A 15,665-nucleotide genomic window follows, 5' to 3' on the forward strand; every position below is an offset into this window, starting at 1 on the left:
TTCAGATTATGGACTCTTAAAGAATCCCCGTCTCTTTAGAGCGGGGAGTGTCAAATTTTTGCCAATCCTTTCTAGTTGTAGCGTTAAGGCAAACGAGAAATCCCTGTAATTATTCCCTTGCAGACACCCGTGAGAAAATCTAAATCGAGCGTTTCTAGGCGATCGCTACTCTGGTGATAGTGAGGATTTCGCATATTCGCAGTATCTGTGATCATGATTGCCTTGTAGCCCGCATCCCAAAATGGTGCATGGTCGCTGCGGCGCGTATCAGGTACAATCAGTCCTCTGTACCCCGCAGGTAACCACTCGCAGGGTACAGAGGCTTTTACGTGATGGCAAAGAGAAATTAAATCGGGAATTGTCTGTATATTCCCAATCAGTCCAATAAAATCGCCAGTATTCGGATAAAAATATTGCAATCCTTTAGGATAATGCTGAGAATTGGGGGTGCGATCGCAGTAGCCTAACATCTCTAGGGAAATCATCAGCCGTAACTTTTGATTCTGCTGTTTCAATCTTTCCACATAGGCTCTGCTTCCCTGTAGACTATATTCCTCCATATCAAAAGCGATCAGATCGATGGGATAGTTGATAGGATTCGCAGAAAGCGATCGCGCTAACTCCAGTAATACAGCAATGCCAGTGGCATTATCATCCGCACCCACGCAACCAGGAACGGCATCATAATGAGCCCCAATGAGAATGGGCAATTCCTTTTTAGAACCCTTCCATCGCTTTGAACTTAGGGCAGGCGAGATCCGCAAAATCAGGTTTTGGTGTTTATTGCCATCCACATCAAATTCATGAACTTCAACCTCTCCATACTGCGAGAGTTGCGATCGGATGTATTCCCTAACAAACAGATGGCCACCAGAGGCATAGTAAGGATCGCGCTCTCTCACGATTTTCTTAAGATGATTCAATAAGCTTTCTTGCAAATTTTCCATCGGGCTATTTTGATTACTATACTTTTAAGCTTGCAGGATTATTATTGCAAGGCAGATTCAGTTTTGGCCTCATTTTTGGACTCAGTTGCCTAAAACTGGGGTATCTCCATCCTATACGTCAATTCCTTAACCCCTTACAGCAAGTTATTTTAACAAGCTCTAACTTTTGCTATGGCTATGGGACGGGCTTATGAAACTTGGAATATAGCTGAGGTAGTATCTATCTTTACATCAGAGTATCTGAAAGTATCTAAGGTGAAAATCTATAGATGGAAAAGGTGATGAAACTTAAACCGCTTTGTTCTTGCGATCGAATAGAACAACAATCGTTTTGACAATGAGTTGAAGGTCGTACCCAATGCTCCATTTTTTGCGATATTCGATGTCAAAATTGACTACCTCGGCAAAGGAGCGTACGTTAGATCTACCATTGACTTGCCATACACCAGTCATTCCGGGCTTTACATCTAATCGATTCCATTCCGTATATCTTTCGTCTTGATATTCCACGTCCAACTCGTAAGCATTTATTTCATCGAAAGTCGGCGGACGAGTTCCCACTAGGCTCATGTCACCAGTTAAAACATTCCAAAATTGAGGGAATTCATCTAAGCTAGTCCTTCGTAAAAAGCTACCTATTCGAGTCACACGAGGATCGTTGGCGTTTTTAAAAAATTTGTCAGCATTATCGTGGGATTGTGCAGTTGCCTCCACTTGGTTCTCAACTTTAATTTTTAGCTCCTCGGCATTTTTTACCATAGAGCGAAACTTCCAAATGCGAAAAGGCTTGCTAAGTAGACCGCAGCGAACTTGCCCAAACAAAACATTACCTCTGCTCTCTGAAGCGATCGCGATCGCAATGGGAATGAAAAATATCGCCGTAAAGCCTAAACCGATCAAAGCCCCAACAATATCAATAAATCGCTTAATGGGATCGCGAACAGAAGGATGAACGGGAACACCAGGGTCAATATCAATCGCAGGAAACCAAAACTTTAATATCGGGTGAAAAATGCGCAGTATTGGAGTTTTCTGAAGCAGTCTCTGAACCCGAAACAAAAATAACCCAAAGGAAGTGAGGTTACTAACTCGGATTCTCTGCGTTGACTCTGAAAAACGAAATGTCTGGGAAGCTGACTCAATCACAAAGGCTTTACTTAAGGATGTGACTGTAAGCAGAGACATCACTGCACCGCTGACACTCCACAAGACTAATTCCGTTCCATAGGCTTTGGCTTGTTTGAGGCAATTGATTAAAGCACCTAGACCAGCACCATCAATAAATGTCGTATGACTCATATCAATCACAATTTTTCGATAGGAATCATCTGCATTACATATCGCTTGGAAGTCACTAAAAAATTCCCTTGCCGTGAAAAATTCTAATCTTTCAGGACTATAGATAAATGCGATTTCTTCAAAGGTTGCAATCTTTGCCTGCTTGTAATCTTTTTTGCGAATCGTCTCACTCGTATCGCTCACAGGAATATATACAGCCTTACGATAAACATTTGAAATCGCTTCACTTCTAACGATGAGGAGATCGAGTACGCGTAATTTTATGAGGATTTGAGCAGACAAACTAACATCTCTAATCCGTGTTTTTGATTCAATAAAAATAACTTTGCTACGACAAAACAATTTAGCAATTAATAAGAATGGAACAGCAACTCCAGCCCCTGTGGAAACAATTAGCTCGGGCTTTTGATGGCGCACCACGTTAAATGCCAAAAACAAATTGCGAATAAGATTAGGAATATTTCGATTTGTGGGACTATGTGCCCAATATCTTTGACTGTCTTCTATTTCACGCTCATTAATTCCATTCCGAAACGTGACCCAAGTGCGATCGCTATAATTCTCCCAGAATGCTTTCAGGCTCTGCATATATCGATAATTTCCACCTGACGAACAAACAAGCATGAGTTTCCCTTCGTCAAATCGCTCTTTTAGGTATTCACATAGGAGTGTTTCATCAACTTGCGGAACAACCTCTGAAGTTTGCTGTAACTTTATGAACTTGACTAAATCACCGGCAGAGCGTGCGACAGCAATACCTCTTCGCTCAAAGTCATCGGCTACCTCCATTTGGTGATTATCAACATGTTCTCTAAACCGTTGCAATCGTGGTACTAAAACATATGGCTTATCTTTATCTTCTAGTAATTGGGCAATTCCTTCTTCACAGTGGCTGATAATTATGCTGGCGCGATGGATAAATTTTTGGAATTCTTGCTCAGATAGCAACCGATAGGCTATAGAACCATCAGGGAAATAGGTTGAAGAACCATATTGGACAATAACTTCTTCATTTATGATTTGATACTTAGTCAGAAGCTCAATCCAATGCATTAAAGCATTGAACTGATATTGTTCTGTTCCAACTGTAACTAAAAGCATAGCCCAATCCTTTTAATTTTATACAATTGACAACATAGCGATCGTAAGTATACAGAACAAGAAGAAATGTGTAATGAGGTTTTCGCTACCAAAGCGGTTTATTCAGTTACAAGAAGTTAATTTGCAAGAGTGAAACGTCATCTTCAAAATAAGCATTTGGAGTTTCACCACGAATATGTTGAAGCACTGAGTCAGCACTAAAGATTTTACTCTCTTCTAGATCGGATGTTATTAGCTCGATAAATTTTGGTAAGCCCCAAATTTTTCCGTCCGTTTGCTTTACCTCAAAAATACCGTCGCTAAAAACATAGAGTTTGCTATTGAGCGGAATCGAGACTTCGGCAGTGATATATTTAGCGTCAGCAAAAAAACCAATGGGCATGCTCAGACTAGGTAGTTGTTTTACCTTTCGGTCACTGCTCTCACCAGAAATCAAAAGTGAAGTTGGATGACCGGCATTGGCGTATTTAAGGATGCGTTCCGATTGCTTAAATACGCCATACCACATGGTTAAATAGCGCCCACCCTGCTCGCTCATCTGAAAACTGCGATTGAGATCGGTCATGACGGCATCTGGGGCATAAAGCTTATCTTTAGCAAAAGATTGCGATCGCAACAAGTTTAAAATTGAGATCGAATGCAATGCCGAGCCTACTCCATGTCCAGAGGTATCGATCAGATAAATGGCAAGGTGATCGGAGTCCAGCCAATAAAAATCGTAGCAATCTCCACCCAATTGACTGGAAGGAATAAACTGCGTACTGATATCTACGTTGCCATTTAAACTGGCAGGCAGTAACGATTTCACATACTCACTTGCTTCTGCTAGTTCAGATTCCAGTAATTGTTTTTGTAATTGTAAATCTTGGTTGAGTTGATATAACCTCAATCCTGCCCGCACGCTGGCAATTAACTCACTTTTTTCAATGGGTTTCGACAGAAAATCATCAGCTCCACTATCTAAAGCCTTGACTTTATCTTCTACCGCACCTTTGGATGTTAGTAAAATAAAAAATGTTGTAGATAGACTTATATCTTGCCGAATTTGGCGACAGACCTCTAGTCCGTCAATATCTGGCATCATCCAATCACAGATCACTAAAGCAGGATGATATTTTTGTGCAAGCGCTAAACCTTCCTTACCATTTTTTGCCACGATCGCTGCATAGCCTTGCTCTTGCAATGTGTTTCTCAAAACCATCTGCATGACAAGATCGTCATCGATCACTAGGATTTGCAACATCTACACACCTCAAGCACTTGATTTTCGGTAAAGTTATATCTAGTAAACCATGTTGGCAGATTTTCTGTGTCCCAAACTATTTCGCTAGAAGTCAGTACCAATCTTAACGAACTTGCTAAAGTGTTAGCTTGGTTTGAGCAACTCAATCACGATGCAATGCCTATGGAAGTTTGGTTGCGATGTAAAACGGCATTAGCAGAAGTTTTTACCAATGCTGTTCGCCATGCTCACAAGAATATGCCAACCGAAACCCCTATTTATTTAGAGTCAACTCTATCTGAAAATTCACTGGAAATAAAGGGAAATAAAGGTTTTTGATTATGGGGATGATTTCGATTTGTCTGGCAAACTGTCGGAGTTTAATGTCGATGTGAATGCCTTAGGTGGTCGTGGTTTAGATTTGCTCGATCGAATGGTTGATTTTTGTCTATAGTCAGCCGTTTGGCAAATCGCTGTAACCGTTTGTTAATCGTTAAGCACTACACACCCCTCAACCGAGCTAATTAATTCTTCAATATTAACAATTTCAGTTTAGTTTTGGGGCTAAATATAATCTTCCGATTGGTTAGGCGATCACCATTGGGTTGGAGTTTCAGCAGCTAGGGGAGTCGATCGCTCTGAGTCTTTTTCTTTGTAGTCAATCCCCATCTGAACGACATTTATAGGGTTCTTTTGCTTATGAGCGTTTGTCCAATCTTCGCCATGGCGTCGTTGCGAAGTGCGCTCTTCACTCGTGTTCTCGGCAATCACCTCATACAAAATTGCACGCTTGTCAATATTCGTGCCCCTTCGTAAAATCCGCCCCAGTCGTTGAATATACTCGCGTGTGGAACCTGTTCCTGAAAGCAGAATGGCGATACCCGCATCAGGCACATCTACGCCCTCATTTAATACATGGGATACGACCAAAGTTTTGTAATCTCCAGATCGGAAATGCTTGAGAATCTCATGGCGCTCTTTTACAGGGGTTTGGTGGGTAATTGCAGGGATCAGGAATTCTTGGGAAATCTGGTAGACCGTGGCATTATCATTGGTGAAAATCAGGATACGCGCAGGGGAATGTTGTGCCAGCAGATCTGCCAACACTCGCAATTTCCCGTCTGTACCAAGGGCAGTTTCTTTTGCCTCTCGATGGGCTAACATTGCGCGTCTCCCTGCCTGTGACCTCGCACTGGCTTGCACAAATCGCTGCCATCCCTGCATCCCGCCCAGAGAGATTTTGGCCTCGCGCAAAAAGTTATTCCGAATGGCAGTGAGGCGATCGTAGCGATCGCGTTCAGATTGAGAGAGTTTGACCTTGATCTGTACGATTTCATGATCGGCGAGAGCATTGCCTGCTAACTGCTCTGCGGTTTTACGATAGACTTCTGCCCCAATCAGGGTGTCTAGATCGGTATGTCTGCCATCGCTGCGATCGGGCGTAGCGGTGAGCCCTAGACGATAGGGTGCGAGAGAATAGGTGGCAATAACTTGATTGAAATCGGTGGGGAGATGATGGCATTCATCGAAAATCAAAAAGCCATATTGAGCGCCTAGGGTTTCGGCATGGATGGCAGCACTATCATAGGTCGCAACCAGAATAGCCGTGCGATCGCGGGATCCACCACCTAGCAAGCCCACTTCTAGATCGGGAAAGGCGGCAACGAGATGGGTATACCACTGGTGCATTAAATCTAAAGTCGGCACGACAACTAGGGTGCTGCGGCGAGCGACCTGCATTGCCAATTGGGCTAAGTAAGTTTTGCCTGCGGCAGTGGGTAAGACGACAACACCACATTGACCTGCCCGCTGCCAAGCCACAAGCGCCTCGCTTTGATGGGGGTAAGGCTGCATGACCACCCTTGCCGTCAGTTCTAGCTCCACAAAGGCTTTCGCCAGATCGCAAAAGGTAACGTTTTCTGCTTCTAAGGCAGTGATGAGTTCGCGATACCGATTGGCTGGAATCCGAAATCGTTCGACGCGATCGTCCCAAGTGGCAAAATCTAGCCATGCCTTGCCTCTGGGCGGGGGATGTAAAATCAGCGTGCCTCGGTCAAACGAGAGCGTGGGGGTTCTTCCCATGATTTATAGAAATCAGCTAATCCCGCGTGCGGACACCATTGTCAGGTAAATTACGCTTAGGCGAAGGAATTAAATAGGCAATCACTGCACCACCCAAAAAGCCTGCCAAGTTGCGAATAATCGGGAGCAGATCGGTGGTACGAGTTACCACAGGCCCAATACCGAAAGCAATTAAGAGCATGCCCCATAGAGGGGTAAGAATCAACGCCCAACGCCATGAAAAGATTTCTCCCTCTTTACGAGGATGTCCCGCAAACCCAAACACCAAACCCCCAAGAATTGAGGTTAATAGGGTTAAGATCCATTGTTCTTGAGGTAAACCTGGTACGACTACGCAGCCTTCACGCTCTAAACAGGTTTGAATTGCCCCTAGAGATGCCAAGATAGACTGATCGTAGCCATGTTCTCTCACAAAAAATTGATTGCCATAGCGAGATTGCAGTTCAATCCAAAAACCTCGGGGTAAGAGGTTGTAAACCTCATCGCCAACATTAAAATTGAGCAAATTTCTACCGCGCCCGTCAGCAACTAGCATCACGCTGCGTTCGTCTAATCCCCAAAAATCTTTGACGGCTCTACCTGGTGTACGATCGACTTGTGTTAAAACCCGTAATTTCCATCCAGTCTTTTGTTCAAAGGTATCTAAATCCCGATTTAGATTGGTTTCCTCGGTGTCCGTCAGAAATCGCCCCAGATCGATAATATTGGTAATCTCGGTTGGTAATAGCTCAGGTGCATCGATCGCGCTGACAGGTGCAGGATTGACAAAACAGGTTGCGAGCGCGAGTAAACTTGCGATCGCAAGTGAGATAAACCATCGAGTTGAAAATTTACGCATACTGATTTTAAAAGGTTTTTAATAAATCTTAATATAATCCAAAACATAACAATGAGCTTGTTTCGATCATATGTCAAGCCTGATTCAGTGGTATCCCGGTCATATAGCCAAAGCAGAGAAGGCTCTGCTAGAACAACTTAAGCGTGTCGATGTCGTGATTGAGGTGCGCGATGCTCGTATTCCCTTTTCGAGCCAACACCCAAAAATCAAAACTTGGATTGCCGACAAGTCCCATGTACTGGTGTTTAATCGTGTAGACATGATTTCAGAATCGGTGCGATCGCAATGGGTGCAATGGCATAGAAAACGAAATCAAATGGTTTACTTTACCGATGCTCAAGCAGGTAAGGGCATCAAAGAACTGCTTAAAGCCGCTCAAGTTGCTGGCGTAAAAATCAACGAACGGCGTAAAACTCGCGGCATGCTGCCCCGCCCCGTGCGGGCTGTAGTGATTGGCTTTCCCAATGTCGGGAAATCGGCGGTAATCAATCGACTGCTCAATCGGCGTGCGGCAGAAAGTTCTAATCGCCCAGGGGTAACGCGCCAGCTACGGTGGATCCGAATTTCCGATCAAATCGAGTTGCTCGATACGCCAGGAATTTTGCCACCCGTGCTGCACGATCAAGATGCGGCGCTAAAGCTAGCCATTTGCGATGATATTGGTGAAGCTGCCTATGACAATACTCTCGTAGCCGCTGCCACAATCGACTTGTTGATTAAATTACAGGCTCCCCTCAGCGATCGCTATGGCATCGATCCCCTAAATCCGCCCCTAGAATCTGGCTTGGACTACATCATGACTTTGGCAGAAACCGATCGCTTTAAAGGTGATAGCGAGCGTGTAGCGCGGCAAATTTTGCATGATTATCGCAAAGGTCGTCTGGGTGCGATCGCGCTTGAGCTACCGTCACTCGATTGATTCGTGGATATTAAAATACAGGGAACTAACAGCGAGGTAAATTATGACGCTAACACTTCAAGCCTCAAAGCTCAATTTGCATGATGTCAAAACTAAGTTTAATTTGCGCCAAGATGAAGCCGATAAATTCTTTACCCAATTAGTGCAAGATGCTCCTGCACTAAGTGAATTTGAAAAACAGGTATTAGATCGGACAAAGCAACAATATCTTTATCTTGCCGAGCGACCACTTTTAGAAGTAACTGTAAAGATGGTTACTTTGTCGCCATTGCTATCTTTAGCAGGTTTCTACGATCCGCCATTTTATACAACGTTAGAAGACTCTATCGAAGTTGTATCTCAAGACGGAGCGGAAACAGTACGCGGTCAACTTGATGTGCTTGTTTTGCAAAATGCCATCTGGGTTGTGGTGGTTGAAGCCAAAAGCATTCAATATGACGTGATGATCGCTTTGCCACAAGCACTAACCTATATGATGGCAAGCCCAGCAACCAATAAAGAATTATTTGGCATGATTACCAATGGGCGCGAGTTCCGCTTTATTAGACTAAACCAAGCTCCTCAACCCACCTACATCCTGTCCAAAGTTTTCTCTCTTTCCGAAATAGAGAATCACTTGTATGAAGTCTTGCAAATTTTAAAATGCCTCGGTCAGCTAGTTTTAACCCACACAACCCGATCCGCATAGGATTCGCTTAACGCTTCTTAACAAGAGGTTGGGGCAAATGCTCATAAAATGTAGGCTACGCATAAAATATGGATTAATCTAAATAGTCTCTAAATAGTTTTTAGACAAATATGGTATCTTCCCCATCCAAACAACAGCTCGAAACTACCCCATCCTCTAAAGCGAATGGGACAGGCAAAAAAGAAACCATCCTAACGCCACGCTTTTACACGACTGATTTTGAAGCGATGGCGAATATGGGTTTTGGTGGTACTGAGGCAGATTTTGAAGCCATTTTGCAAGAGTTTAAAGCGGACTACAATCGCCGTCACTTTGTCCGCGATCAAGAGTTCGAACAGTCTTGGGATCACATTGACGAAGATGTCAAAAAGTCTTTCCGCACATTCTTAGAAGGCTCTTGTACCTCTGAATTTTCAGGATTTTTGCTCTATAAAGAAATTGCGGTCAAACTCAAGGAAAAAAATCCCCTTGTCTCCGAAATTTTTTCGCTCATGAGTCGTGACGAAGCACGTCATGCTGGTTTTTTAAATAAGGCAATGCCTGACTTTGAGCTTCAGCTAGACCTTTCTTCTCTATCTAAGAGCAAAAAGTACGTTTACTTTGAGCCCAAGTTTATCTTTTACGCCACCTACCTTTCTGAAAAAATTGGTTACTGGCGTTACATCAAAATTCACCAGCATTTCTTGGCTCATCCTGAAAAACGGATTTATCCCATCTTCCGCTTTTTTGAAAATTGGTGCCAAGACGAAAATCGTCACGGCGATTTCTGCAATCTCTTGCTCAAGAGCCAACCAGAATATATCAATGGCTTAAAGGCAAAATTATGGAGCCGATTCTTTTTGCTGTCAGTATTTGCCACCATGTATCTCAACGATATTTGCAACCGTTCGGACTTTTACGAAGCGATCGGTATGGATACTCGCAAGTACGTTGATGAAGTCTTGAGAGATACCAACCGCGATGCGGCAAAGGCATTCCCAGTGATTATAGACATGGACAATCCTAAGTTCTGGGCATATCTCAAGAAGTGCGAAGAAAACAATGCCAAGCTCAGCGAGATTGAATCATCTTCTGCACCTAAGCCTTTAAAGACTCTGCAAAAGTTACCTCACTACGCTTCCAATGGCTTGCAGTTCTTGAAGCTCTATTTGCTCAAGCCTATCGAAATTCAAAAAGGTGTTGTTCTGTAGTTAGTTCTGCCCTGAACTTCACTTTGATTGAATCGCCTTCTAAGTTGTTAGAGGGCGATTTTTATGAATTGTTACTCGGTTTTCGCTTGTGAAGTAATAAAGGGATGGCGAGGAGCCAGAAAGAAGCCCAGCAAACTTGCAAAGAGAATTGGTGTAAAGGTGCTTAATCCGGTTAACTTGGCAAGTAACAAAGTTGTACTGATGGGAGTTCGCGTTACAGTTGCATTGATAGCTGCCATAACACAAATCATCGCTAGGGTCTCATTAAATCCAAGATAAACCATAGAAATTGCTTTTCCTAGACAAGCTCCGATAAAAAAGAGAGGAATGATGATGCCTCCTCGCCAACCACCCGTCAAAGTTATACTAACTGCCAACATTTTTGCGATCGCTAACATAATCAGGAACGAGATCGTAAAATCTCCCTCAAGAATTGTCTCAAGCTGATGTTCGCCAAAGAACCGCGTCAGGGGAAATAGAACTGCTAAACCACCTAGCCCTAGCCCCGCTAATGTAGTTTTCACATAGATGGGAGTTGGTAGTAATTCTGATAAACGCTCACACCTGCGAAATATCCAAATAAACAGCCAACCCGCGATCGCTCCTACAATACCGTAAAGGATCGCACCCGCAAAATCAAAAAGGCCAGCAACATTGTATTGAGGAAAATGCCAAGTGGGCCCAATACCAAGTTGGGTAATTGTGACAAAAACGGTATAACTCGCACAACTGGCGACCAATGCAGGCAAGATTGCTTCGGCATACGCCGCAACATGCTGGTGGTGTAGGATTTCTAAGGCAAAGAACGTGCTGCCTAATGGAGCACCAAACAAAACGGTAAACCCGGATGCCATGCCAGCAATACTTAGGGTTCGTAAGGCTTCTCCCTCTAATCGGAGTCGATCTGCTAACCATGTGCCTATCGAACCTGTCACTTGCACCATCGGTGCTTCTGGTCCTGCACTGCCTCCACTCGCAATACTAAGCAGCGACGACAAAATCATAGATGGATTCTCACGTAACGCTAATCGTCCCTGCTTGAAATGGATGTTATCAATGATTAATCCAATCTCCCCAGGATTTCCTAACCAATGAATCACCAGACCAATGCACAAACCTGTTAGTGGCATCAGGATTAATAGAGAAAGTCCACTGAAATGCTCAAATCCTTGCATGATGTGGGACAAAACTATCCAGTAGGTTGCAGCAAACAAACCACAGACAACTCCGAGAATTGCCCATAGCAACATCGAGCGGGTAAGAGTAATAGGACTTTGTTTCATAAACGGAGAATTCACCATTTTTTAAAAGATCGATTCGGCTTTGTTGCACAAATGATGTAGGTACGGATGAGGATCGTGATAGATTTGAAAAAATCTGTACCCCCTCACTGCTATGAGCTACCGTATCCGCAACTGGTCTGAGTATAATGCCGCCCTGAAGCAGCGGGGGAGTCTCACCTTTTGGATCGACGAGGCTGTATTGGAGCAGTGGATTATTCCAGACTTGAGTGGAAAACGGGGAGCATCTGTTTTATATAGCGATCTGGCGATTCAGACGATGGCTACGGTGAAAGCAGTATATCAACTGGCAGGGCGGCAATGTCAGGGCTTCTTAGAATCCATTTTTGCACTAATGGATATTGATTTGAGCGTACCGAATCATAGTACGTTATCTCGGCGGATGGGAAAACTGACGATTGCCCTACCAGTAGTACCGAAAACAGGTGCTCGACATGTGGTGGTAGATTCGACCAGAGTCAAAGTATATGGAGAAGGGGAGTGGAAAACTCGCCAACATGGGGTCAGCAAACGGCGAACTTGGCGTAAGTTACACTTGTGAGTGGACGAAACCACTGGTGAGATTTTGGCAGCAGTCGTAACCACTAATGACATCAGTGATGGCGAAGTTTTGTCCGATATCTTGGATGCGATTGAGGGTGAAATTGAGCAGACTTCAGCCGATGGAGCATACGACCAACGTAAATGCTACGATGCGATTCGAGGACGGGGAGCTAAAGCCGCCATTCCACCACGCAAGGGTGCGAAGATCTGGCAGCACGGCAACAGCAAAGCAGAACGGTACAACCGAGATGAAAACCTGAGACGGATTCGTAAAGTTGGACGCAAAGCCTGGAAACGAGAGAGCAACTATCATCGACAGTTGCTGAGTGAAGCCACGATGTTTCGCTTCAAAACGATTTTTGGAGGCAGTCTGAGTGCACGCAAGTTTGATAATCAAGCCGTGGAATTGTACATCAAATGTGCTGCGCTCAATCGCATGATCCAGATCTGTAAACCCGATAGTTATGCGATTGAAACTTAATTCATCCCTCTCTCAAGACCAACCTTTGTCCTCTTTTCATTCATGCAACAAAGCCCTTGTACAATCTAATCCAGGACAAAAACGGATAGATATTACCGTCGTTTTGTCGTGCATATTTGGAATTTAGATTTTTTCTCCTTTCCTCTTGACTTTCAAGACAATCGCTACAATCACTAAATTACTAAACTCTTTTCAAGCTGAACTAACTTATATCGAGCAAGCGCGAGATTTCCCTTTTCCCGATCCAATGCCAAATAGAAAAACAATCCTTCGATCGCTTGTGTCATGCGGATTAAGTGATATTGGTTGGTCAACGTAATTAGAATATCTTCGATGCCAGCGTCGAGTTTGAGAGCTTGAGCCACTCGGAGCTTAGCTCGGATTACTTGGGTATTTCCAGCCACCGCAAGTTCTAAGTTTGCTACAGGAAAAGCTGAATTATCAGTGCCTGCGTACCCTAAGCACATCCCTGTCTTCCAATCGCCCAATGCTACACCCAGAGCACCTTCCAAGGTTAGTGCTGATTTTAAGGTCTCGCGCACATTACCCATACCATACCTCACTATTGACTGATAAGTCAGAGGATCCTAACATATCTAGAATTTATTTTCCCCAAGAAGTCGCAAACTTTTTCACAAAGGATAAAAGTTTATTTGAGAAAGGGGCTTCTATCTCAGACTTCGCGATCGCAGGTGGAGCATCACCTGTAATTCCAATCAACTCGTAAACTTTTGAAGGCTCCGCATTCGGAAAAGCTAGCTTAAAACTGCGGTCAACGATCGCACAAGCTTTCAGTTGTGTGTAAGCCTCCTGTGATATCAGCAGTTGCGTTTCGAGCTTGCGGTTGGCAAGGGCGATACGGCTGACAACATCTACCACATTGCCGATGACAGTCTTTGTCTGCGGTTGGGCGGGATTTGCAGAAATCAAGATAGCGCGATCGCAGTGGATGCCTAGACTTAGGCGAAGAGGTTGATATGAGAGCTGATTGAGATGTTCGTTCAGTTCGTTCACTGCATCAAGGAGTGCTAGCCCCGCCCATGCCGCACGTTCGGCAACTCTATCATCACTATCAATCCCAAACACTGCCATGAAGGTGGAACCAACAAAACTATTCACACTGCCACCATAAGCATTCATCGTCTTATTGACCAAGTAGAAAAAGCGGTTCATGATGTAGACCACATCATAATGAAAATTTAGCTCGTCGAAATTTGTAATACTTTGAATAGAGGCAAATAATAGGGCTACCTGCTTGCGATCGCTTGTGGAGCCTGAGGAAAGCTGACTTTCTACAATATCGATGTCGGCATTGTCAATCACCAAACGCCGTACAGTCACATCCCCCGTCACACGAGTTTGACAGGCAAGGCGAATATGAACGGGGAAATCAAGCCTTTTAGCTAGCGCTCTTTCGGCGCTGGTGGCGGGGCTACATCGTTGAACCCCATCCAGTACCATAATGCGACAGGTTGAGCAAAGGGCATTACCACCACAAGCATGGGTGATCGGTACTTCGGCAGTAAGCAGTGCATGTAAAATACTTTGCTTATCTTTAATCGGAGCTTGGGTATCGTCGGGCAAGCATTGAATGGTTGGCATGGGAGTTTTTGCGATCGCGTTGGGTATGTATATATTCTCTACGTAACAAATAGTTTTGTGGTTTTAAGATTAACCGAAGATACGACCTTAGACAGAAATATATCCGATCTTTTTGTAAATCCCATTTATGCAAACAATGAACCATGTCGTCCGTTGCATTTCATCCTTGAATTGGCGGTTCTATTGCGACTCTCGGAAAAATACCATACATGCGAATAGTATTTAGGTGAATAACCTCCAAACAATCACAAGTAATGCGCCTAGAGCGATAAAGTACATCAACGACCTCAACCCGATAATACCTAGAATATATGTCAAGCTATGCAGAATACGACCGATCGCAATAACCACTGAGGCAATGCCTACGATCGAGTCTGCCTTGCCAGTAATTTGGGCGATCAGAATGATAGTGGCGATCGCAGCGAGATTATCATGATGGTTGCGCTGAGCGCGATCGGCTCTTTCTACCCATAATGGAACGTCGGGTGAAGTTTCGCGGTTGCCCATACCCCATGCAACGTTAGAGCGAAAAACACGAGCGATCGCAGGAGTATGATTGATTGCAACTGACCATAGCGCGAGAATCGATAGCGCCGTTAAATCTAGAGTCATCTAAATTCCCAACACAAGCTTTACAATAGTCATCACAATAGTTATCTCAGGGGTTTTAGGGAAGTCCCCATTTGGGTACAACATGTTAGATTGGCATAATTTTTTACATCGCATAGCCATCGCTAGCAACGAAAAGGAACTACGCCATCTTTTTATGCAGGATGCGGGAAATTTTTTTATAGCGAAAGCATGGGGATTCGATCGGCTCAATGCGCGATTAGAAGTTATCAGTGCTGACTTTTGGGGATTGCCTCAAACCTTTTGCGAACGATATGCCCAACTCGGTCGTAACGGCGATCGCGTCAGCCAGATTGCCCTTCAAGAAAGAGTACCGATGCATAATTTGTCGATACAAACACAAGAAAGTTGGCAGAAAACTGATATTTACCAAAAAGTATTTCATCCAACGGGAATTGAGAATGGCATGGTATCCATTTTGGTGGGTGGTGGTATCCCTGTGGGCGGTATCTATTTTTTGCGAGAGAAAGGCTTCCCTCCTTTTAGCGATCGCGATCTTTTACAAGCTGGTTCTCTCTCTTTGCACCTCTCGGTTCGGATTGCAGAATTACAAACTCCCACTTCTCATTCTGACAAATTAGACCGTCTTACGATTCGAGAAAGAGAAATTGTGGAACTAGTCGCAAAGGGTTTGACCAATCGAGAGATCGGAACGCATATTGGGATTACTCGCGAAGGAGTTAAGCAGGCTCTTAAGCGAATGTTCCGTAAATTAGATGTTTCTGCACGCGCAGAAATGATCGCAATATTGAAAAGTTAGAAATTACCATAAGGGCATCTCTAAAAATACAAACAAGAGTAGGAAGGGATTTGAGGAAAATG

General features: G+C 44.0%; 14 protein-coding genes and 1 pseudogene. 6 read left to right on the forward strand and 9 right to left on the reverse strand.

Annotated features, from left to right (window positions below; translation table 11 throughout):
* Window positions 1-83: 83 nt before the first annotated feature.
* The 3 genes from V2H45_RS21490 to V2H45_RS21500 form a co-directional block, all read right to left on the reverse strand.
* Window positions 84-947, reverse strand: a complete 864-nt coding sequence (locus tag V2H45_RS21490; RefSeq protein WP_330485737.1) for a M20/M25/M40 family metallo-hydrolase — start codon at window positions 945-947, stop codon at window positions 84-86.
* 288 nt (window positions 948-1,235) lie between these two features.
* The gene (locus V2H45_RS21495) at window positions 1,236-3,347 is read right to left on the reverse strand and encodes a sugar transferase (RefSeq protein WP_330485738.1); all 2,112 of its coding nucleotides are present in this window, start codon (window positions 3,345-3,347) and stop codon (window positions 1,236-1,238) included.
* A 106-nt stretch (window positions 3,348-3,453) separates the two neighbouring features.
* Complete coding sequence (locus V2H45_RS21500) at window positions 3,454-4,590, reverse strand: PP2C family protein-serine/threonine phosphatase (RefSeq protein ID WP_330485739.1); 1,137 nt, start codon at window positions 4,588-4,590, stop codon at window positions 3,454-3,456.
* A gap of 66 nt (window positions 4,591-4,656) precedes the next feature.
* On the opposite strand from V2H45_RS21500, the gene V2H45_RS21505 reads away from it, so the two are divergent.
* Entirely contained in the window at window positions 4,657-4,908 is a 252-nt protein-coding gene (locus V2H45_RS21505) for an ATP-binding protein (RefSeq protein ID WP_330485740.1), read from the forward strand.
* A gap of 255 nt (window positions 4,909-5,163) precedes the next feature.
* Here V2H45_RS21505 and V2H45_RS21510 read toward each other — a convergent pair whose 3' ends face one another.
* Together V2H45_RS21510 and V2H45_RS21515 are read right to left on the reverse strand one after the other, a co-directional pair.
* Window positions 5,164-6,651 (reverse strand): DEAD/DEAH box helicase, encoded by a 1,488-nt coding sequence (locus V2H45_RS21510; RefSeq protein ID WP_330485741.1) that lies wholly within the window; start codon window positions 6,649-6,651, stop codon window positions 5,164-5,166.
* A 16-nt stretch (window positions 6,652-6,667) separates the two neighbouring features.
* Window positions 6,668-7,489 (reverse strand): TPM domain-containing protein, encoded by an 822-nt coding sequence (locus V2H45_RS21515; protein WP_330485742.1) that lies wholly within the window; start codon window positions 7,487-7,489, stop codon window positions 6,668-6,670.
* Window positions 7,490-7,559: 70 nt separating this feature from the next.
* Here V2H45_RS21515 and ylqF point away from each other — a divergent pair, with 70 nt between their 5' ends.
* From ylqF to acsF, 3 genes are all read left to right on the forward strand, one after another.
* Window positions 7,560-8,408 carry a ribosome biogenesis GTPase YlqF gene (ylqF, locus tag V2H45_RS21520; protein WP_330485743.1) on the forward strand — a complete coding sequence of 283 codons (849 nt, stop codon included), beginning with the start codon at window positions 7,560-7,562 and terminating at the stop codon, window positions 8,406-8,408.
* A 43-nt stretch (window positions 8,409-8,451) separates the two neighbouring features.
* Window positions 8,452-9,096, forward strand: coding sequence for a type I restriction endonuclease (locus V2H45_RS21525; RefSeq protein WP_330485744.1), 645 nt, complete (start codon window positions 8,452-8,454; stop codon window positions 9,094-9,096).
* Window positions 9,097-9,206: 110 nt separating this feature from the next.
* Window positions 9,207-10,286, forward strand: coding sequence for a magnesium-protoporphyrin IX monomethyl ester (oxidative) cyclase (gene acsF / locus V2H45_RS21530; protein ID WP_330485745.1), 1,080 nt, complete (start codon window positions 9,207-9,209; stop codon window positions 10,284-10,286).
* Between the two features lie 71 nt (window positions 10,287-10,357).
* Here the strand turns inward: acsF and V2H45_RS21535 are convergent, their stop codons facing one another.
* Window positions 10,358-11,569, reverse strand: a complete 1,212-nt coding sequence (locus tag V2H45_RS21535) for a chloride channel protein (RefSeq protein WP_330485746.1) — start codon at window positions 11,567-11,569, stop codon at window positions 10,358-10,360.
* A 112-nt stretch (window positions 11,570-11,681) separates the two neighbouring features.
* Here V2H45_RS21535 and V2H45_RS21540 point away from each other — a divergent pair.
* A pseudogene (locus tag V2H45_RS21540) lies at window positions 11,682-12,611 on the forward strand (IS5 family transposase).
* A gap of 173 nt (window positions 12,612-12,784) precedes the next feature.
* On the opposite strand, the gene V2H45_RS21545 reads toward V2H45_RS21540, so the two are convergent.
* The 3 genes from V2H45_RS21545 to V2H45_RS21555 all read right to left on the reverse strand — a co-directional run bounded on the left by V2H45_RS21545 (window position 12,785) and on the right by V2H45_RS21555 (window position 14,825).
* A complete protein-coding gene (locus V2H45_RS21545) occupies window positions 12,785-13,162 on the reverse strand; it encodes a hypothetical protein (RefSeq protein WP_330485747.1) in 378 nt (125 codons plus the stop codon).
* 52 nt (window positions 13,163-13,214) lie between these two features.
* A complete protein-coding gene (locus V2H45_RS21550) occupies window positions 13,215-14,213 on the reverse strand; it encodes an adenylate/guanylate cyclase domain-containing protein (RefSeq protein WP_330485748.1) in 999 nt (332 codons plus the stop codon).
* Window positions 14,214-14,435: 222 nt separating this feature from the next.
* Window positions 14,436-14,825, reverse strand: a complete 390-nt coding sequence (locus tag V2H45_RS21555) for an MAPEG family protein (RefSeq protein ID WP_330485749.1) — start codon at window positions 14,823-14,825, stop codon at window positions 14,436-14,438.
* Window positions 14,826-14,907: 82 nt separating this feature from the next.
* On the opposite strand from V2H45_RS21555, the gene V2H45_RS21560 reads away from it, so the two are divergent.
* The gene (locus tag V2H45_RS21560) at window positions 14,908-15,603 is read left to right on the forward strand and encodes a helix-turn-helix domain-containing protein (RefSeq protein WP_330485750.1); all 696 of its coding nucleotides are present in this window, start codon (window positions 14,908-14,910) and stop codon (window positions 15,601-15,603) included.
* Window positions 15,604-15,665 lie beyond the last annotated feature (62 nt).

This window comes from Tumidithrix elongata BACA0141 (assembly GCF_036349135.1).
Lineage (GTDB): Bacteria > Cyanobacteriota > Cyanobacteriia > Pseudanabaenales > Pseudanabaenaceae > Tumidithrix > Tumidithrix elongata.

Bases quoted from the DNA above. Each gene is read 5' to 3' on its own strand.
- V2H45_RS21490 (WP_330485737.1), bottom strand. From the start codon at position 947: ATGGAAAATTTGCAAGAAAGCTTATTGAATCATCTTAAGAAAATCGTG.
- V2H45_RS21495 (WP_330485738.1), bottom strand. From the start codon at position 3,347: ATGCTTTTAGTTACAGTTGGAACAGAACAATATCAGTTCAATGCTTTA.
- V2H45_RS21500 (WP_330485739.1), bottom strand. From the start codon at position 4,590: ATGTTGCAAATCCTAGTGATCGATGACGATCTTGTCATGCAGATGGTT.
- V2H45_RS21510 (WP_330485741.1), bottom strand. From the start codon at position 6,651: ATGGGAAGAACCCCCACGCTCTCGTTTGACCGAGGCACGCTGATTTTA.
- V2H45_RS21515 (WP_330485742.1), bottom strand. From the start codon at position 7,489: ATGCGTAAATTTTCAACTCGATGGTTTATCTCACTTGCGATCGCAAGT.
- ylqF (WP_330485743.1), top strand. From the start codon at position 7,560: ATGTCAAGCCTGATTCAGTGGTATCCCGGTCATATAGCCAAAGCAGAG.
- V2H45_RS21525 (WP_330485744.1), top strand. From the start codon at position 8,452: ATGACGCTAACACTTCAAGCCTCAAAGCTCAATTTGCATGATGTCAAA.
- acsF (WP_330485745.1), top strand. From the start codon at position 9,207: ATGGTATCTTCCCCATCCAAACAACAGCTCGAAACTACCCCATCCTCT.
- V2H45_RS21535 (WP_330485746.1), bottom strand. From the start codon at position 11,569: ATGAAACAAAGTCCTATTACTCTTACCCGCTCGATGTTGCTATGGGCA.
- V2H45_RS21545 (WP_330485747.1), bottom strand. From the start codon at position 13,162: ATGGGTAATGTGCGCGAGACCTTAAAATCAGCACTAACCTTGGAAGGT.
- V2H45_RS21550 (WP_330485748.1), bottom strand. From the start codon at position 14,213: ATGCCAACCATTCAATGCTTGCCCGACGATACCCAAGCTCCGATTAAA.
- V2H45_RS21555 (WP_330485749.1), bottom strand. From the start codon at position 14,825: ATGACTCTAGATTTAACGGCGCTATCGATTCTCGCGCTATGGTCAGTT.
- V2H45_RS21560 (WP_330485750.1), top strand. From the start codon at position 14,908: ATGTTAGATTGGCATAATTTTTTACATCGCATAGCCATCGCTAGCAAC.